The sequence below is a fragment of the Streptomyces sp. NBC_01549 genome, assembly GCF_026339955.1.
Taxonomy (GTDB): domain Bacteria; phylum Actinomycetota; class Actinomycetes; order Streptomycetales; family Streptomycetaceae; genus Streptomyces.
In genome coordinates this window covers 880415-899480 of record NZ_JAPEPW010000001.1, presented here as the reverse complement: position 1 = coordinate 899480, position 19066 = coordinate 880415, and the positions used below count along the sequence as shown (strand labels likewise).

The window sequence follows — 19066 nt, the reverse complement described above, 5'->3', positions numbered from 1 at the left end:
ACGGCCCCGCGGCGGACGGGGTGCGCCGGGCGGGGTGTTTTCGGACTCTTGACTTCTTTCTTCGCAGGCTAGGGCCGGGAACGGGGGGTCGGCATGCTCCATGTGGGCGTTGTCGGAGGATTCCGTTGTCCGCGGTGGACATAGAGGCCCTCAGGGCCGGTGATCCCGTGCCGTCGCCGGCCCCCCGCCGCTGCGCCCGGGCAAGGTGCGGACCCGGCCGCGTAAACGGTGAACTCCCCCCGCAGGGGCACTAGATTGACTCGCGGACGAAGCACGGAGCGGCTGGTCAGGGGGCAGGGCGATGGACAGCGACGGGACACAGGACGCGCGGGGCGGGCATACCGGTGCGGTGCCGGGACCCGCCGTGCCGCCGCCACCTGGTAAGGCACCCGCGCCTGCGCCACCTGGAGTACCCCCCATGCCGAGGGGGAACCCGCCGCGGCCCGCGGGTCTGCCGTCCGTGCCGGAGCAGTCCCCGGCCCCCCGGCCCACCGTCGCCGACTGGCTCAACAAGCCGCGCCCCGTCACCGGTCCCGGGATCTGGCGGTACGGATACCGGGTGCGTCGCCCGTCGAAGGGGCGGGAGCGGCTCTCGCCGGTCACCATCGTCGGGCTCGCGGTCCCGCTCGTGGTGGCACTGGTCGTCTGGTCGCTGTGGCGCCACGGCAGCGTCCCCTACATGTGGGTCGTGCTGAAGCTGTTCACGCCGGACGACTGGTGGTGGAGCGGCACCACCTCGCCCAAGGCGTGGCAGGGGGCGGAGGCCATCGAGGTCTACAACGGCGTCTTCTTCGGCGTGCTGGTGTACGCCATGGGCCGGCTGGGGAGCTGGCCCGAGGTCGTCCGCCACTACGTCACCGGGCGGCCCCAGCCCCTGCGCGCCGCCCTCGCCGCGCTGGGCGCACTGATCGCGCTGACGTTCGTCTTCCCGAACGCCTTCCCCGGAGTCGGCTGGGACGCCCTGCCGGTCGTCGCCCCGCTGTTCTCCCTCGTCGCCCTGGTCTTCGGCGGCTACGACCTGTTCCAGTCGCAGCTGATCACCGACGGGCTCTACACGCTGATCACCCTGCTCGTCCTGTGGCCGTTCGCCCGGATCGGCGCCTGGCGCGGGTACGCCAGGGAGTGGCTCGCCGCCCGAGCCGCGCGCAATGCGGCACAGGAGGACGGCACCGCGAAGTTCGCGCCGGACCTACCGGCCGCCCAATGGCCCGAACTCCGTGACGCCGGACAGCACGAGGCGGCGGAACTGCTCACCGCCGAAGTGCTCGGCGGCCGGATGAACGACGTGGACTGCGCCCGGGTGCGGCGCGCGTGGGCCACGGCGAAGTGGGACGCCACCCGCCTGACCGCCTTCGTCGACACCGTGCTGCGACGGGGCGGAGCGGCCTGGACGCATCCCTCCGGGGCCCGCGACCTGCCCGCCCGCACCGCGGTGCACGACGTGCTCGTGGGACAGGTGCGCATCGGGCGGTGGACGACCGGAGACCGTACCCCCGAGGCCTACGACGGCGGGGGCGCGGCCCTCGACCCGGAGGCCCTGGGCACCTCCCTGCTCGCCGTCGGTCCTTCCGGCTCCGGGAAGACCCGGCACCTGGTCGGCCCCGTCGTCGAGTCGCTCGCCCTGCAGGCGCTCACCGGGCGGTGCGCCGTCGTCGCGGTCGCTGCCGCCGGGACGCCGCTCGGCCCGGACTCGGCCTTCGACGTCGTGGTGAAGATCGGCGACCCCGCCTCCGTCCACGACCTCGATCTGTACGCGGACTCCGAGGACCCCGACGAAGCGGCCTCCTTCCTCGCCGAAGGCCTGGCCGGGGACCTCGACACGGTGGCTGGCCAGCGGGCCACCACCGCGCTCGCCCAACTCCTCGGCCCCTACCGGGCCGTGCACGGCACGTTCCCGCCCATGGCCGCTCTGCGGGAACTCCTGGAAGGCGTACCGGCGGCCCTGACCGGCCTGCACGAAGCCCTTTCGGAGCCGCGGCACGCCGGGATGCGCCGCGAACTGGAAGCACGCATGCGGCAGATCGGCAGCCCGGCCGACGCGGGCCCGGCGCTCGCCGACCGGCTGGCGCTCCTGGACCGGCCCGCCTTCGCCGACTTCTTCAGCGCGGGCGGCACGACCCGGGCGTTCTCGCTGCGCGCCGTCGCCCACCATCCCCTGCGGGTGCGGATCGACCTGCCCGAGCACGGACACGAGGAGGCGGCCCGGCTCCTCGCCCGGCTGGTGCTCGCCCAGTTCACCGCCGTCGTACGTGGCGGGGAGCGCCCGCACTTCGCCTGCCTGGTCCTCGACGACGCCACCGGAACGCTGACCACCGACTCGGTACGCCGCATTCAACGCCTGCGTTCCCAGAACGCGGGAGTGGTGCTCGCCCTGCGCACGATCGGCGACATCCCCGAGGCACTGCACGGGCCGCTGTACGGCGCCGTGGGCTGCCGGATGGCCTTCTCCGGCGTCACGACGTGGGACGGCAGCCGCTTCGCCCACGCCTGGGGCACGGAGTGGGTGGAGACCCGCGACGTGGCCAAGCACACCGTCTTCGCGGACCAGCCGATGACCCGGGCCATCCACGCCCTGCGCAAGCTGGTCACCGGAAAGGCCGTCACCACGGACGCGGTGACCATAAGGAAGGTCGAACGGGAGCGGTGGTCGGCATCCGAGCTGGCGCACGAGGTGCCACCGGGGCACGCGGTGCTGTCGCTCACCACGGTGACGGGAGAACACGCGCCGCCGTTGCTGGTGGATCTACGGAGCTGAGCTCCGGGACCGTCCGCGGGGGGCGGGACAGAGGCCGGGGGGCTGACCGCGGCGTCTGGACACAAGGTCACCGGCTGACCATACGGTGAGGCAGAATCGACATAGGTCGTTCATACGTTGCGGCCAAAAGTTTTAAATGATCACACTGCCCGTGACCGTCGAAGATCCTGTGAAGACCTGAAGGTCCCATGCGCCCCACGCTCGCCTCGCTAGTCCACCACTCCGCGCTCAAGCTGACCGTGCGGGCGGGCGAGGACCGTCTGGACGTACCCGTCCGCTGGGCCCACGTCAGCGAGCTCGCCGACCCCGTGCCCTATATGGAGGGCGGGGAACTGCTGCTGATCACCGCGCTCCAGCTGGACGCGGAGGATCCGGACGTCATGCGGCGCTATGTGAAGCGGCTGGTGGGGGCCGGGGTCGTCGGGCTCGGCTTCGCCGTCGGGGTCAACTACGACGAGATCCCGAAGGCCCTGGTCGACGCGGCGGAGGAAGAGGGCCTGCCACTCCTGGAGGTCCCCCGCCGCACCCCCTTCCTGGCGATCAGCAAGGCGGTGTCGGCCGCGATCGCCGCGGACCAGTACCGGGCGGTGACGGCGGGCTTCGCCGCGCAGCGCGAACTGACGAAGCAGGCACTGAACGACGGCCCCGAGGGGCTGCTGTCCGCACTGGCAGGACAGGTGGACGGCTGGGCGGCCCTGTACGACGCGTCCGGCGCCGTCGTCGCCACCGCCCCCGAGTGGGCCGGGCGCCGGGCCGCGCGGCTCACCCCCGACGTGGAACGACTGCGGGAACGCCCCGCGCCCGCCAGCTCCGTCGTGGGCGGCGAGGACCGCGTAGAACTGCACACCCTCGGCACCGGGCGCCGCCCCCGCGCCGCGCTCGCCGTCGGAACGGCCGCCGCCCTCGGCACCGCCGAGCGCTACGCCGTGCACTCCGCGATCGCGCTGCTGACCCTCACCACCGAACGCTCCCGGTCACTGCACGCCGCCGAGCAGCGCATCGGGGCGGCGGTGCTGCGCATGCTGCTCGCCGGGCAGCCCGAGCACGCGCGGACCGTGGCCGGGGACCTGTACGGGGAGCTGCTCGACGCGCCCTTCCGGCTGATCCTCGCCGAGTCGGCGTCCGCGTCGGCGTCCCGGGCGCACGCCGACGGGCACGCGCGGGTGGCCGCCGCGAAGCCGTCCAAGGCCCCCGTCGCGGTGCCGGACCCGACGAACGGCGACCCGCTCGGCGGGCTCGCCGAGATCGTCGAGTCGGCCGCCGCCCGCTCCGGGGAGTCCGTGCTCGTCGTGCCCGACGGGGAGCGGCTGGTCGTGCTCGCCGTGGACGGGGGCGCGGCGGTGACGGCGTGCGGGGAGTACGCGGCCGCGCTGGACGCCGCGCGGATCGCCACCCGGGAGCAGCTCGTGGGCGACGAGGACGAACTGGTCGTCGGGTTGTCGGCCCCCGCCGGCCCGATCGCCGCGGCCGCCGCCTACAAGCAGGCCGAGCAGGCGCTGTCCGTGGCCCGGCGGCGGGGGCGGTCGCTGGTCGAGCACGAGGAGCTGGCCGCGGGGTCCGTCCTGCCGCTGCTCGCCGATGACGCGGTGCGGGCGTTCGCGGACGGGTTGCTGCGCGCGCTGCACGAGCACGACGCCACCGGGCGGGGGGATCTGGTCGCCTCGCTGCGGGCGTGGCTGTCCCGGCACGGGCAGTGGGACGCCGCCGCCGCGGACCTGGGTGTGCACCGGCACACCCTGCGCTACCGGATGCGACGCGTCGAGGAGATCCTCGGCCGCTCCCTCGACGACCCCGACGTCCGCATGGAGCTGTGGCTGGCACTGAAGGCGACGGCGGCGGCGGGGGAGTAAGGACCCCGGGTGGGTTCTTCGTCCGCGGCCGGCGGGGGCTGGTCGCGCCGTTCCCCGCGCCGCTGGGGCGGGGCTGCGCCCCGAGAGCCTTGCCGGCTCGGATTCGTTCAGCCGCGGGCCGTCTGTGGCTGGTCGCGCCGTTCCCCGCGCGCCTGGGGCGGGGCTTCGCCCCGTATCACCGTCCGGCCCGGGTTCAGGGGCGCGGGGAACTGCGCGGTCTTTTCGGGGGTCCGGGGGCGGAGCCCCCGGGGGATGGGACGGGTAGGGGCGGCGGGGGCGAGAGAAACCCGGCGGTCACCTCGATCGGGCCAAAGCGGAGTGCTCCGCCCCGCCACTGCTACGTCTCGGACAAACGACCTCCCGCCACCCCGGCCCTACCGTGGACCATGAAAGCCAAGGACTCCTCAACCTCGGAAGGGCCGGGAATCGACATGACTTCCACCCACGCCTTCTGGCTCGCCGGCCGCCAGGCCACCGGTGAGACCACCTTCGATGTCACCTCGCCGTGGGACGGCCGGGTCGTCGGACAGGTCAGCGTCCCGACCGAGGCACAGGTCGAGGAGGCCGTCGCCGCCGCGTACGCCGTACAGGACGAGTTCGCCGCCACCCCCGCCCACGTACGTGCCGCCGCCCTCGACCACGTCAGCAAGCGCCTGGTCGAGCGCACCGAGGAGATCGCGCAGCTCATCTCCGCCGAGAACGGCAAGCCGATCAAGTGGGCCCGCGGCGAGGTCGGCCGCGCGGTGTCCGTCTTCCGGTTCGCCGCCGAGGAGGCCCGCCGTTTCAACGGCGGCGAGGCCCAGCGCCTCGACACCGACGCCGGCGGCCAGGGCCGCCTGGCCCTCACCCGCCGCTTCCCGAAGGGCGTCGTCCTCGGCATCGCGCCCTTCAACTTCCCCCTCAACCTGTGCGCCCACAAGATCGCCCCGGCCATCGCCGCCGGCGCGCCGATCATCCTGAAGCCGGCGCCCGCGACCCCGCTGTCCGGCCTGATCATCGGTGACCTGCTCGCCGAGACGGACCTGCCGGCCGGCTGCTGGTCGATCCTGCCGGTCTCCAACGACCGGATGCCCGCCCTCGTCCAGGACGAGCGGCTCCCGGTCATCTCCTTCACGGGGTCCGAGAAGGTCGGCTACGCGATCATGGACTCGGTGCCGCGCAAGCACTGCACCCTGGAGCTCGGCGGCAACGGCGCGGCCGTCGTCCTCGGCGACTGGGCGAGCGACGAGGACCTGGACTGGGCCGCGACCCGCATCGCCACCTTCTCCAACTACCAGGGCGGCCAGTCCTGCATCTCCGTGCAGCGCGTGATCGCGGACGCGGCGGTGTACGACCGGCTGCTGCCGCGCATCGTGGCCGCCGTCGAGGCCCAGGTCACCGGCGACCCCTCGGACGACAAGACGGACGTCGGCCCGCTGGTCAGCGAGGTCGCCGCCCAGCGCGTGGAGTCCTGGGTCGACGAGGCTGTCCGGTCCGGCGCCACCCTCCTCGCCGGTGGTAAGCGCGACGGTGCCTCCTACGCGCCGACCGTGCTCACCGACGTACCGGCCGAGGCGACGATCTCCTGCGAGGAGGTCTTCGGACCGGTCCTCACCGTGCGCAAGGTGGACGGGGAGGCGGAGGCCTTCGCCGCCGTCAACGACTCCAAGTACGGCCTCCAGGCAGGCGTGTTCACCCACGACCTGCAGGCCGCCTTCCGCGCCCACCGCGCGCTGGAGGTCGGTGGCGTGATCGTCGGCGACGTGCCGTCCTACCGTGCCGACCAGATGCCGTACGGCGGTGTGAAGCAGTCCGGTGTCGGACGCGAGGGCGTCAAGTTCGCGATGGACGACTACACCTACGAGCGGGTCCTCGTCCTGACGGGCCTCGCGCTCTAAGGACACAACAGCTCAAAGGCGCGACAGCCGACGGCCGGAACCCAACTGTGCGGGGGTTCCGGCCGTCGGCATGTCCCCCTGGTGGCCGGCCTGTCCGGACCCTCAACCGGAGAAGCCGACCCGCGCGAGGCGCAGCGGGCCGCGCAGCCTGAGACGCAGGTCGTGCACACCGGAGGCCGCGAACTCGGCGCCGGTGGTGGTGTAGTCGTACGGGCCCTTCGTCGCGCCGAAGGTGATGGTCGCGAGGGACGGGCCCCCGTCCAGGGACACCTCGACGACTCCCTCACCCGACGCCTCGACGTCGACCCGTGTGACACCGGTCCCGAAGTCGCAGCCCCGGTAGACGAGTTCGCCCGTCGCGTCGGCCCGCGGTGTCACCGCGTCGCCCGACACCCTCGTACGGTCGACGATCTCGGTGTCCCGCTGTTCGTCGAAGTCGGCCGCGTTCAGGCCCGGTTCGCCTACCGGGCGGGGCGCGGCGGGCTCGCCCGCGAGGTCGAGTGTGGCGCGCAGGCGGATGTCCTCGCTGGACGCGCCCGCGAGGAGCTCGTAGGCGCCCGGCTCCAGACGGGGGCGGCCGACTGCCACGTCCCAGAACTCCAGCGCGGAGAGGGGGAGTTCGAAGGTCAGCCGGTCCGAGGCGCCGGGGGCGAGGTGGAAGCGGCGGTGTGCCAGCAGCTCGCGGCGGGGGCGTGGCACCGACGGGTGCACGGTGCGCGCGTAGAGCTGGGCCACCTCGTCGGCGGGGGCCTCGCCCGTGTTGGTGACCGTGAAGGAGACCCGCAACGCCTGCTCCGTCGCGGTGGCCTCGAGAGCGTCGTACGCGAAGGACGTGTAGGAGAGGCCGTGGCCGAACGGGAACAACGGGACGCCCTCGAAGTACAGATACGTCTGGCGGCCGCCGATCACGTCGTAGTCGAGCAGGTCGGGCAGGTCCGCGTCGGAGGCGTACCAGGTCTGCGGGAGGCGGCCCGCGGGGGAGACGTCGCCGGCGAGGACACGGGCCAGGGCGGTGCCCGCGGCCTGGCCGCCGTGCGCGGTCCACAGGACGGCCGGGAGATCGGTGGGGTCCACCGCGTAGGGGTACGCCGAGACCAGGGCGAGGACGGTGTCCGGGTTCGCGGCGCGGGCGGCGCGCAGCAGGCGCTCCTGGTGGGCGGGGAGCCGGAGGGTGGTGCGGTCCTCGGTCTCGCGGCCGTTGATGTGCGGGTCGTTGCCCGCCACGACCACGACGACGTCGGCCGCCCGCGCCACGCGGGTCACGGCGTCCTCGCCGCGCTCGGTGAACTCCAGCTCGAAAATCTCCGGGGCCTCGTCGGCAACCTTGACGCCGTCGGCGGCGACAGAGAGGTGCCCATCCGTCCCGACGTGCCTCAGGAGGTGGCCGTTCGCATGGGATCCGGCGCGGGAACCCGCCGGTTCGAGGCGGAACGTCTCCTGGACGACCCAGCCGCCCGGCTGGTCGGCGGACGCGCGGAGGTAGCCGTCCTCGGCGACCGAGAGGTAGCGGCCGTCGGGGGCCCGCAGGGTCAGCAGCCCCTCGCCCCAGTCGATCAGCGCGAGGTCGGTGCCGGTGGCGTCGGTGGTGAGGGGCGGCAGGTCCGTACGGCCCGCGAGCAGGGCCGGGTCCAGCGCGCCCTCGGCGCCGCGCACCTCGTCGGCCGCGTCCCCGGCCGGGGGCACCGCCAGATACGTACCGGAGGAGGTCCTCAGGCGTACGCGGTCCACGCCCTCGGCGAAGTCGATGTGCTCGGCGCCGAAGCGCTCGTACAGGCCCTCCAGCGGTGTGGAGCGGTGGATGAGCGTGCCGCTGTACCAGTCCAGCTTGCACTCGTCGGCGAGGAGGCCGACGACGGCGACGCGCACGCCCGGATTCAGTGGCAGCAGGCCGTCGTTCTTGAGGAGGACGATCGCCTGCTCGGCCGCCTCCCGGGCGAGCGCGCGGTGGGCCGGGGTGTCGAAGTCCGAGGTGCCGGCATGGGGGTCCGTGTGCGGGTCGAACTCGCCGAGCCGGAAGCGGATCGCGAGCTGGCGGCGGACCGCCGTGTCGATGTCCGCCTCGCTCAACAGGTCCTTCTCCAAGGCCCCTCGGACCCGGTCCACGATCTTCGAACTGTCCGTGCCGTGGTCCGTGAAGCTGTCGACCCCGGCGAGGACCGCGGCGGCGGTCGCCTCCTCGTGGGTGTCGAAGTAGCGCTCGGAGTCGACCAGGTTGGAGGGGGCGCCCGCGTCCGAACAGACCAGGAGCTCCTGGTCCGTCCAGGTGCGCAGGTGTTCCGCGAGATACGGGGAGACGTGGTTGGGGCGGCCGTTGACCAGGTTGTACGCCGGCATCACCCCCGCCACCGCGCCCGCCTCGACGGTCGCGCGGAAGGCCCGCAGGTCGTACTCGTGCAGCACGCGTGGGCGGACCGAGGAAGAAGCGGTGTCCCTGTCCGTCTCGTTGTTGTGGGCGAGCCAGTGCTTGAGGACGGGGGCTGTGCGCCAGTAGTCGGGGTGGTCGCCGCGCAGGCCCCGGGTGTACGCGGTGGCGATCGCGGAGGTGAGCCTCGGGTCCTCCGAGTAGCCCTCCTCGTTGCGGCCCCAGAGCGGGTGGCGCAGCAGGTTGACCGTGGGGGACCAGACGTTGAGGCCCACGCGGTCGTCGCGGGCGCGCATCGCGCGGACCTCGGCCGAGACCGCCTCGCCGACGCGGCGCACGAGTCCGTCGTTCCAGGTCGCGCCGAGGCCGACGGCCTGCGGGAAGACCGTCGCCGGGCCCATCCAGGCCACGCCGTGCAGCGCCTCCTGGCCGGTGCGGAACGCGGCCACCCCGAGCCGCTCCACGGCGGGCGCGTACTGGTGCAGGAACGCGATGCGCTCGTCGAGCGTGAGCCGCGCCAACAGATCGTCGATGCGCTTCGCGAACGGCAGCCGCGGATCGCGAAAAGGCGGCGTAGGCGGCGTTTGTGCGGTCACGTGGTGATCCCTTTGCGATGGAGCGACAGGGTGTTTTCGAAGCGCTTCGATGCTGGTTCGCCCGGGGGGCGGGTGTCAAGACACCTCGACGCAACAACTCCGTTTCCTCATTGGCATTTCGGGCGCCCGATGAGGCTGATCCAGTCCTGTACACCTCCGAGGAATCTTGGAATCGGCTCTTGTGCACCCCCAGGTGTTCACTTAACCTCGCAGCAACATCGAAGCGCTTCGACTAGTGGGGCGGCTCCCTCGGGGGCACGCAGTCCTCCACGCAGTCCTCCGAGGACCGCTTCGGCTCAGCCAGTTCCACTCAAGACACCGCAGCCGACGGCTCCACCGCCGGGTGTCCTGCTGTGCGCGATGAAGGGTTGACGCAATGACGCCGAACGCCGCCACCGCCGCCACCTCCGCTCCCAGCCGGAGAAGCTTCCTCGCCTCCACGGCGGTCGCCGCCGCAGCGGTGGCGGGAGGGATGCCGCTGCTCGCCGCGTGCGGCGGTTCGGACAGCGGCTCGGGCGGGGGCACGTCAGCGGGCAAGAACGCCAAGAAGCTGCTGCCGGCCTACGTCGCGACCAACGTGGTGACCCCTGACATCGCCGCCAAGAACGGCTCCGCGGTCGGCTTCACCAGCAAGCTCGACATCGCTTCCCTGAGGACCTCGGTGCCGAAGAAGCTCGGCAAGGGCGGCAAGGTCAGCATCATGTCGCCGTTCTGGGGTTCCCCGCCGAAGGGGGACAACGCCTACTACAAGGCGATGAACGACCTGATCGGCGTCGACGTCCAGTGGCAGAACCAGGACGGCAACACCTACGACCAGAAGCTCGGCGCGGTCCTGGCCTCCAGTGACATCCCGGACGTCGTGGTCATCCCCGGCTGGAACATGGGCGGCAAGATACCCAGCGCCATCATCGGCAAGTTCGCGGACCTCGGCCCGTACCTCTCCGGGGACGCGATCAAGCAGTACCCGAACCTCGCGGCGATCCCGACGGACGCCTGGCAGCGCTCCCTCTTCGGCGGCAAGCTGCGCGGCCTGCCGCAGCCGTCCCCGTACGTCACCGGCATCGTGCCCCTGTACCGCAAGGACATCTTCGACAAGGAGGGGTACCAAGTCCCCACCTCGGCGGACGAGTTCATGGCACTGTGCAAGGAGATCACCAACGCCAAGGCCAAGCGGTGGGCCTGCCTCGACATGAAGTGGACCGCCTTCCAGTCCTTCGGTGTGCTCTCGGGCAGTGAGAAGCCGCTCGGCTGGAACCTCGTCGACGGCAAGATGGTCTACCGCATCGAGACCCAGGAGTACCTCGAAGCGTTGGAGTGGACCCGCAAGCTCTTCGCCGCCGGATACGTTCACCCGGACGCGAAGCTGGGCAAGAGCGCGGCCACCGACCCGGGCCCCAAGTTCGCGGCCGGCGAGTTCCTCATCTACGCCCAGAACATCTCGCAGTGGTGGAGCCGCACCGCCGAACAGGCCACCCAGAACCCGGACTACAAGATCTGGGGCATGGACATCTTCGGCCACGACGGCGGCTCGCCGACCCTCTGGGCCGAGCAGCCGGCAGGCATCTTCGCCTTCGTCAGCAAGAAGGCCTCCGAGTCCGTGATCCGTGACGTGCTCGCCGTCGCGAACGTCACCGCCGCGCCGTACGGCACCAAGGAGTACATGCTCACCAACTACGGCGTCGAGGGCACCCACTACACCGTCAAGAACGGCGTCCCCACCAAGACCGACCAGGGCAACAACGAGGTCATCAACGCCTACGTCATGGTCGCGAGCCCCACCGCGACCATCGCCCACCCCGACTTCCCCGAGGTCGCCAAGGCACAGGTCGAGTGGCAGCAGCGGATGGGCGCCTTCACCAAGAAGTCCTCCTTCTACGGCATGCAGATCACCGAGCCGTCCCGCTACACCAACCTCTCCAACGACTTCGAGCAGCTGGAGGACGACATCGTCCGCGGCCGCAAGAAGATCAGCGACATGCAGCAGGCCGTCTCCGACTGGAAGAGCAAGGGCGGCGACAAACTGCGCGACTGGTACAAGAAGCTGCTCGACGAGAACGGCTCGGCGACGAGCTGACCGGGTACCGAGGCAAGGAGAACGGCCGTGTCCCACAGCACGGTGCCTCGGAGCGGGACCGAGGCCGACACGACAGGGAAGACCCCGGTGGCGTCCGGTGGCGCCACCGGCTCCCGGGAGAAACGCCCGTCCGGGAAGGTGAGCCTGCGGCTCAGGTTCAGACGCGACCGCGTCCTGCTCCTGATGACGCTGCCCGCGGTCCTGCTGGTCCTGCTCTTCAACTATGTGCCGATCCTCGGCAACCTCGTCGCCTTCCAGGACTACGACCCGTACATCAGCGACAACGGCATCGTCTCCATGCTGCACAGCCCCTGGGTGGGCATCGAGAACTTCCAACGGGTCTTCGCGGACTCGGCGTTCTGGGATGCCGTGCGGAACACCCTCGTGCTGTTCTTCCTCCAGCTCGCCTTGTACTTCCCGATCCCGATCGCGCTCGCGCTGCTCATCAACAGCGTGGTCAGGCCCAGGGTCCGGGCGCTCTCACAGGCGATCCTCTACCTGCCGCACTTCTTCTCCTGGGTGCTGGTCATCGCCGTCTTCCAGCAGCTCTTCGGCGGCGCGGGAATCCTCTCGCAGCTGCTGCGGCAGCACGGGTACGACGGCCTCGAAATCATGACCGACCCCAACACCTTCAAGTTCCTGATCACCGCGGAGAGCGTGTGGAAGGACGCCGGCTGGGGGATCATCGTCTTCCTCGCCGCGCTGTCCTCGGTCAGCCCGGACCTGTACGAGGCCGCCGCGATGGACGGCGCGGGTCGCTGGCGCCGCATGTGGCACGTCACGCTGCCCGCGCTGCGCCCGGTGATCGCCCTGCTGTTGGTGCTCCGCGTCGGTGACGCCCTCACCGTCGGCTTCGAACAGATCCTGCTCCAGCGCGACGCCGTCGGACCAGGTGCGGCGGAGGTCCTCGACACCTTCGTCTGGTGGAACGGCGTCCGCAACCAGGACTTCGGCTACGCGGCTGCCGCCGGACTGATCAAGGGCGTGGTCAGCCTCGGCCTGGTCCTCGCCGCGAACAAGGTGGCCCATCTCATGGGCGAGCAGGGGGTGTACAAGAAGTGACCGCCGTCATCGACAAACCCGTGCGCGGCCCCGGTCGCTGGGCCGCGCCGCCCCGGCCGGTGTGGGAGGAGGAGCCCAGCAAGGCCGGTCTCGCGGGCAAGGGACTCGTGCTGACCCTCGCCTGCGTGGGGATCTTCTTCCCGCTGTGGATCGTCATCGTCACCAGCCTCTCCTCGCGGAAGACCATCGACGAGGCCGGCGGCCTGGTGATGGTGCCCAAGGGCATCACCTTCGTCGCCTACAAGGAGCTCCTCAGCGGCGGCCAGGTCACCCGTGCCTCCGTCATCAGCATTCTGATCACCCTCGTCGGCACGCTGTTCTCCATGGCGGTGTCCGTCCTGTGTGCCTACGGCCTCTCCCGCATCGGCTCGCTCGGCCACCGCTGGATCCTGATGGCGCTGCTGGCGACCATGTTCTTCAGCGCCGGTCTCATCCCGACCTATCTGCTGGTGCAGTCGCTGGGCCTGACCGACAGCTATCTCGCGCTGATCCTCCCGAGCGCGATCAGCGTCTTCAACATCCTGGTGCTGCGCGGCTTCTTCATGGGTATCTCGCAGGAACTCATCGACAGCGCCCGCATCGACGGCGCCGGTGAGCTCCGCATTCTGTGGCAGATCGTCATGCCGCTCTCCCGCGCGGTCCTCGCGGTGATCACCCTCTTCTACGCCGTCGGGTACTGGAGCGCCTGGTTCAACGCCTCGCTCTACCTCAACGACCAGGACATGATGCCGCTGCAGAACGTCATGATCCAGCTCGTGCAGAAGCAGGAGGCCCCGGTGGGCCTCGGCCAGGCCATCAAGACCGGCCAACTGTCCGGCCTGGCGGTGCAGATGGCGGTCATGGTGATGGCGTTGCTGCCGGTGGCCGTGTTGTCGCCGTTCGTGCAGCGGCATTTCAAGAAGGGCATGCTGACGGGCGCGGTGAAGGGCTGACCGGCGCCTGTTGAAGAGGGCGCTTCGGTCGTTCGGTGGCTGCGGGTTGTTCGTGGCCGGCCGCGCCCACGCGGCGGAGCCGTATATCGATACAGCCCCGCGTCCCTCAGGTAGCTCCCCTGACCGTCTCTCCGTAGAACGAGGTATGTCATGCACGCGTCCCGACTGAGCCGCCGGGCTGTTCTCGCCGGGACTGCGGCCGCCGCCGCGCTCACCACCGGGGCCCTTCAGGGCCGCGCGCACGCCGCCGAGGTCACGGCCGCCACCCCCTCCTACCGCTGGCGCAACGCCGTCATCGGCGGTGCCGGATTCATCACGGGGGTGCTGTTCCATCCTGCCGTGCAAGGGCTCGCCTGCGCCCGTACCGACATCGGCGGCGCCTACCGCTGGGACGAGCGCGCCGCCCGCTGGACCCCGCTCACCGACCACCTCGGCTGGGACGACTGGAACCTGCTCGGTGTCGAGGCGCTCGCCGTCGACCCCGCGCACCCTGACCGGCTCTACCTCGCCCTCGGCACGTACGCCCAGTCGTGGGCGGGCAACGGCGCGATCCTCCGCTCTGACGACCGCGGCGCCACCTGGACCCGCACCGATCTCACCGTGAAGCTGGGCGGCAACGAAGACGGACGCGGGGCGGGGGAGCGGCTGCTCGTCGACCCGCGTGACAGTGGCACTCTCTGGCTCGGCACCCGGCACGACGGGCTGCTCAAGTCGTCGGACCGGGGCGCCACTTGGGCAGTCGTGAGCGGCTTCCCGGCCACCGCGAGCGCCTCCGGGCAGGGTGTCACCTTCCTCGTCGCCGTCGGCCGTGCCGTCTACGCCGGGTGGGGTGACGGCGACGGGACCGCGACCGCCGCCGCTCACAGGCCCGCGGCGGACCCTGGATGGACATGGAGCAGGGGGCGGGGCCTGTGAACTGGCGTGGCGTGAACCACCCGAAGCCCCGCGGCCTCAACCGTCTCTGGTCTCTCCAGGCCGTCGCGCGGGGCGCGGACGCCGTCTGCTACTTCCAGTGGCGGCAGTCCCGGCAGGGAGCCGAGAAATTCCACTCCGGGATGGTCAGCCACGCCGGGGAGCGTGGCCGCACCTTCCAGGAGGTCAAGCGGATCGGGGCCGAACTCGCCCTGCTGAGCGGGAAAGTGGCGGACACCCGGGTCGTCGGCGCCGATGTCGCCGTACTGATGGACTGGAACGCCTGGTGGGCGAGCCAGCAGGACGGGCGGCTGTCCCACGAGGTCGACCACCAGGCCGTCGTGAGTGCCTGGCACCGCGCGCTGTGGGAGGCGAACATCACCGCCTCCTTCGCCCACCCCGAGCACGACCTGTCCGCGTACAGGCTGGTCGTCGTCCCGCAGCTGTATCTGCTGACGGACACGGCGATCGACAACCTCGTCGGATACGTGCGCGGCGGCGGCACACTCGTCTCCGGCTTCCTGACCGGCGTCGCCGACCAGGACGACCGGGTGCGGCCCGGCGGTATGGACGAGCGGCTGCGCGAGCTCTTCGGCATCCGCACCCTGCACGAGTGGTGGCCGCTGGACGCAGGCGAGAAGGTCGACGTCGAGGGCTTTCGCGGCACGCTGTGGTCCGAGGAGATCGAGGCCGCCGACGACACCTACGCCGTCGTCCCGTACAAGGGCGGTGAGCTGGACGGTCTTCCGGCCGTACTGCGCAAGGGCCGCGCCTGGTACCTGTCCGCCCTCCCCGAGCCCGAGGCGCTGTGGCCGCTGCTCGCCGGGATCGCCGAGGACGCGGGCGTACGGCCGCCGCTCGACCACCTCCCGGCGGGCGTGGAGGTGGTACGCCGGGGCGAACTGCTCTTCCTGCTCCACCACGGACGGGACACGGTGACCGTGCCGGTGCCCGGACGCCACCGCGACCTGCTGACCGGCGAGAACGTCGTCGACGCCGTGGAGCTGGGGCGGTACGGGGTCGCCGTACTGGAGACAGCGCCATGAGCGACCCGGCCGACGGCTCCACCGACGCCCCTGCCCACGGCCTCACGGACGCTCCCGTCCACGGCTCCACCGACGCTCCCGTCCACGGCACCTGGGAGCCCGCTCCCGCCGCCCGCTGGGAGGACGCCTTCCTGAGCGGAAACGGCCGGCACGGCGTCATGGTGTTCGGCGATCCGAACGACGACCGGGTCATCGTCAACCACCACACCCTGGTCCGCCCGAACGGCAGCGAGGCCGCCCGGCCGCCCGAGCTCGCCGCACGACTGAAGGGCGTCCAGGACCGGTTGCTGGCCGGTGACGTCACCGCCGGGGAGGACTTCACCGACGGGCGGCCGCTGCTGTGGGTGCAGCCCTTCCACCCGGCGTTCCAGGTGCGGCTGCGCCGGACACCACGGGAGTCGCCCGCCTATCGGCGCGAGGTCGACTTCACCACTGGTGTCGTCCGCGCCGAGTGCGGAGGCCGGCGCAGCGAGGTCTTCGTGTCGCGCGCCGACGACGTCATCGTCCAGCACGTGACCGAGGCCGACCTCACCGTCGACGTGACGCTCGACCACCGACTGCCGGGCGTCCCGTCGGATGTGACGGGACGTCACAGTTCCGTCCTCACCGCCGAGGGCGCTCTCCTCACCCTGCGGGCCCGCTATCCGGGCAGCGAGCGGGCGTTCACGGGGGTGACGCTCGCCGTGGTCACCGGCGGCCGGACGCGCACCGCGCCGCCCGGGATCCGGATCGAGGGCGCGCGTTCGGTGCTGCTGCTCACACGGGTACGACGGCACAAGGGGGAGTGGGACGCGCTCGCCGAGGCCCGTGAGCTGCGCGCCCTGCTGCCAGACGGCGACGGCGACGAGGACACGTACGACGTTCTCCTCGCCCGCCACACCGTCCTGCACCGCCCGGCCTATCTGCGGGCGGGGCTGGAGCTGGGCGCCGACCCGGCCGAACGGGCGCTTCCCGGCTCGGAGCTGGTCGGCCGCCCGAAGAGCCCGGCCCTGCTCGAACGGCTCTTCGCGGCCGGTCGCTACCACCTGCTGTCCGCCGCCGGAATGCTGCCGCCGCGCCTGACCGGGCTGTGGACCGGTGACTGGGACACCGCGTGGTCGGGGGCCTTCACCACCGACGCCAACGTCAATCTGCAGACGGCGTCGGCCGCCGCGGCGGCGCTCCCGGAGGTGTCCGGGGCCCATGCCGCCCTGATCCACGGCCAGTTGCCGCACTGGCGCGACAACGCCCGGGCGGTCTTCGGCACCCGGGGTGTCGTCGCCCCCGCGCACACCGACGGCGAGTCCGGGCACATCTACCACCTCAGCCGCGAGTACCCCCTGCACGTGTGGACCGCGGGCGCCGACTGGCTGCTGAAACCCCTCGTGGACCACGACGAGACGCGCGGCGCACGCGACCCGCGCCTGGCCGCGGTGCTCGCCGAAGTGGCGTACTTCTACGAGGACTTCCTCACCCGGACCGACGAGAACGGCCACATTGTGATCGTGCCGTCGTACTCGCCGGAGAACCGGCCCGCGGGCGCGAGCTGGATCACCCTCAACGCCGCCATGGACCTCTCCGCGGCACGCCACGCCCTGCGCACGGCGGCCGACCACCACCCCGGACCCGACGCCGAGCGCTGGCGCGCGCTCGCCGACCGGCTGCCGCCGCACCGCGTCAACGCCGACGGGGCACTCGCCGAGTGGGCCTGGCCCGGCCTCGACGACACCTACGACCACCGGCACCTCAGCCACCTCTACGGCGTCTGGCCGCTCGACGAGATCAACCCGTACGACACCCCCGAGCTCGCCTCGGCGGCCCACCGCGCCCTCGAACTGCGCGGCGCCGAGAACGACTCCGCACACGGCCATCTCCACCACGCCCTGGTGGCGGCCCGGCTGCGGGATGCCCAGCGGGTGGCGGGAGCCCTCGACAACGTGCTGGCCGGGGACTTCTTCCATGTCTCCCTGATGAGCGGCCACTACCCGAACCGGCACGTCTACAACGCGGACGCCGCCCACACGCTTCCCGCCGTGCTCATCGAGATGCTCGTCCAGTCCACGCCCGGCCGGCTGGTCCTCTTCCCCGCGCTCCCCACGGCGTACCCGAGCGGCCGGCTCCACGGCATCCGCACCCGGTTCGGCGCCGAGGTCGACCTGATCTGGAGCTCGGAGGAGCGCACGGCCGTCATCCGCCCCACCCGCACCACGCGGATCGATCTCAGGACTTCCGCCGGCGCGCGACCGCTCTCCCTGAGCGCCGGAGAAGACTGCGTCCTCACCCTGGGGCCGCAGTAGCACCCGCAGTTCCCCCCACCCATGGAAGGGACACCATGGCAACACGGACACTCGGCAGGGTCGCCAAGACCCTGCTGGCCCCCGCGCTCGCGCTCGGCGCCACCGTCGGCCTCGCCTCCGCCCCCGCCCAGGCGGCCGTCTGGAGCTCCTGCGAGCAGTACGGGAACACCAGCCTCAACGGGTACACGCTCTACAACAACATCTGGGGCTCCGGCGCGGGCAGCCAGTGCATCTGGGCCAACTCCGGTACCAACTGGGGTGTTTGGGCCAACCACCCCAACACCGGCGGCATCAAGTCGTACCCGAACGCCAAGAAGGTGATCAACAAGTCGATCACCTCGCTCGGCTCGCTCAGCAGCGGCTACAACGTCACGGTCCCGTCGTCCGGCGCGTACAACACGTCGTACGACATCTGGGACACCGCCTACAAGTACGAGGTCATGCTCTGGGTGAACAAGACCGGAGCCGTCGGTCCGCTCGGCACCTCGCAGGGCACCCTCACCCTCGGCGGCCACACCTGGACCGTCTACAAGGGCAACAACGGATCCAACGACGTCTTCTCCTTCGTGCGCACCTCGAACTCCAGCTCCGGCACCGTCGACGTCCTGCCGATCCTCAAGTGGATCAAGGACACCAAGGGATGGTTCGGCAACGTCACCATCGGCGACCTCCAGTTCGGCTTCGAGATCACGTCCTCGTCCGGGGGCCTGGACTTCGCGACCAACAGCCTGTCGGTGAGCAGCAGTTGACCGATGCCGCAGGTGACCGTCAGTGGCCCGGTTCCCGCGTCGCGCGGGGGCCGGGCCGTCGCGACACGAGCCGCGCGGCACCGGCGCACCCGGCGCCGGCCAGCGCGAAGCCCAGCACGCTGGGGTTCAGATAGTCGGGGACGGTGTCGGTGACATAGCTGTCGCCGTCCCCCGTCTCGCAGACGAACCGGAGGGGCAGATAGCGCACCGTGTAGTCGACGATGCCGGGGTCCTGCGCCCACTCCTCCCAGCCCGGCGTACGACAGGGCCGCATCGGTGCCGAGTCGGCGCCGTTCTCCTCCGCGTCCATGACCGCGCCGACCAGATGGAGCAGGCCCCACACGTACAGGACGGCCGCGGCGGCCCCCATGAGGGCGGCGAGGACACGCAGCCACGCCACGCGGTCGGCCTGCCGCAGGCCGATCCGGCCGAGGGTGCCGAAGCAGTACCCGACGAAGGCGAAGGCCGCGACCAGGCCTCCCGGGACGAGCGGCAGGAGCAGGTACACCATCCGGTGACTTCAGCAGCCCGAGATCGCCTCGGCTGTGATGGAGGCCATAGTTCCGGCAACAGTA

The 19066-nt window shown here is 71.5% G+C and carries 10 protein-coding genes and 2 pseudogenes; 10 read left to right on the top strand and 2 right to left on the bottom strand.

Annotated elements, in window-relative coordinates; genetic code table 11:
• Positions 1 to 301 precede the first annotated feature (301 nt).
• The 3 genes from OG819_RS03715 (at position 302) to OG819_RS03705 (ending at position 6482) form a co-directional block, all read left to right on the top strand.
• On the top strand, positions 302 to 2755 hold the full coding sequence (locus tag OG819_RS03715) for an ATP/GTP-binding protein (RefSeq protein ID WP_266647995.1): 2454 nt from the start codon (positions 302 to 304) through the stop codon (positions 2753 to 2755).
• 188 nt (positions 2756 to 2943) lie between these two features.
• Positions 2944 to 4605, top strand: coding sequence for a PucR family transcriptional regulator (locus tag OG819_RS03710; RefSeq protein WP_266647994.1), 1662 nt, complete (start codon positions 2944 to 2946; stop codon positions 4603 to 4605).
• A 431-nt stretch (positions 4606 to 5036) separates the two neighbouring features.
• The gene (locus OG819_RS03705; protein ID WP_266647993.1) at positions 5037 to 6482 is read left to right on the top strand and encodes an aldehyde dehydrogenase family protein; all 1446 of its coding nucleotides are present in this window, start codon (positions 5037 to 5039) and stop codon (positions 6480 to 6482) included.
• 102 nt (positions 6483 to 6584) lie between these two features.
• Here the strand turns inward: OG819_RS03705 and OG819_RS03700 are convergent, their stop codons facing one another.
• A complete protein-coding gene (locus OG819_RS03700) occupies positions 6585 to 9440 on the bottom strand; it encodes a glycoside hydrolase family 3 C-terminal domain-containing protein (protein ID WP_266647991.1) in 2856 nt (951 codons plus the stop codon).
• A 376-nt stretch (positions 9441 to 9816) separates the two neighbouring features.
• On the opposite strand from OG819_RS03700, the gene OG819_RS03695 reads away from it, so the two are divergent.
• The 7 genes and pseudogenes from OG819_RS03695 to OG819_RS03665 all read left to right on the top strand — a co-directional run bounded on the left by OG819_RS03695 (position 9817) and on the right by OG819_RS03665 (position 18491).
• A complete protein-coding gene (locus tag OG819_RS03695; protein WP_266647989.1) occupies positions 9817 to 11514 on the top strand; it encodes an extracellular solute-binding protein in 1698 nt (565 codons plus the stop codon).
• A gap of 27 nt (positions 11515 to 11541) precedes the next feature.
• Positions 11542 to 12576: an ABC transporter permease subunit gene (locus tag OG819_RS03690; RefSeq protein WP_266647988.1), complete on the top strand. Its 1035-nt coding sequence runs from the start codon at positions 11542 to 11544 to the stop codon at positions 12574 to 12576.
• Positions 12573 to 13508 carry a carbohydrate ABC transporter permease gene (locus OG819_RS03685; RefSeq protein ID WP_266629189.1) on the top strand — a complete coding sequence of 312 codons (936 nt, stop codon included), beginning with the start codon at positions 12573 to 12575 and terminating at the stop codon, positions 13506 to 13508. The genes OG819_RS03690 and OG819_RS03685 overlap by 4 nt, the downstream gene beginning before the upstream one ends.
• 150 nt (positions 13509 to 13658) lie before the next feature.
• Positions 13659 to 14363: pseudogene (locus tag OG819_RS03680) on the top strand (1,4-beta-glucanase); the annotation flags it as partial.
• A gap of 2 nt (positions 14364 to 14365) precedes the next feature.
• Positions 14366 to 15466, top strand: a pseudogene (locus tag OG819_RS03675) (beta-galactosidase trimerization domain-containing protein); the annotation flags it as partial.
• Positions 15463 to 17742 carry a glycoside hydrolase N-terminal domain-containing protein gene (locus tag OG819_RS03670; protein WP_266647987.1) on the top strand — a complete coding sequence of 760 codons (2280 nt, stop codon included), beginning with the start codon at positions 15463 to 15465 and terminating at the stop codon, positions 17740 to 17742. The pseudogene OG819_RS03675 and the gene OG819_RS03670, both read left to right, overlap by 4 nt.
• Positions 17743 to 17777: 35 nt before the next feature.
• Complete coding sequence (locus OG819_RS03665) at positions 17778 to 18491, top strand: hypothetical protein (protein WP_266629193.1); 714 nt, start codon at positions 17778 to 17780, stop codon at positions 18489 to 18491.
• A gap of 19 nt (positions 18492 to 18510) precedes the next feature.
• Here OG819_RS03665 and OG819_RS03660 read toward each other — a convergent pair whose 3' ends face one another.
• Positions 18511 to 19002, bottom strand: coding sequence for a hypothetical protein (locus OG819_RS03660; protein ID WP_266629195.1), 492 nt, complete (start codon positions 19000 to 19002; stop codon positions 18511 to 18513).
• Positions 19003 to 19066 lie beyond the last annotated feature (64 nt).

Excerpts from the sequence above, each read along its gene's own strand:
- OG819_RS03710 (WP_266647994.1), top strand. The coding sequence starts at position 2,944 with ATGCGCCCCACGCTCGCCTCGCTAGTCCACCACTCCGCGCTCAAGCTG.
- OG819_RS03715 (WP_266647995.1), top strand. The coding sequence starts at position 302 with ATGGACAGCGACGGGACACAGGACGCGCGGGGCGGGCATACCGGTGCG.
- OG819_RS03705 (WP_266647993.1), top strand. The coding sequence starts at position 5,037 with ATGACTTCCACCCACGCCTTCTGGCTCGCCGGCCGCCAGGCCACCGGT.
- OG819_RS03665 (WP_266629193.1), top strand. The coding sequence starts at position 17,778 with ATGGCAACACGGACACTCGGCAGGGTCGCCAAGACCCTGCTGGCCCCC.
- OG819_RS03660 (WP_266629195.1), bottom strand. The coding sequence starts at position 19,002 with ATGGTGTACCTGCTCCTGCCGCTCGTCCCGGGAGGCCTGGTCGCGGCC.
- OG819_RS03670 (WP_266647987.1), top strand. The coding sequence starts at position 15,463 with ATGAGCGACCCGGCCGACGGCTCCACCGACGCCCCTGCCCACGGCCTC.
- OG819_RS03695 (WP_266647989.1), top strand. The coding sequence starts at position 9,817 with ATGACGCCGAACGCCGCCACCGCCGCCACCTCCGCTCCCAGCCGGAGA.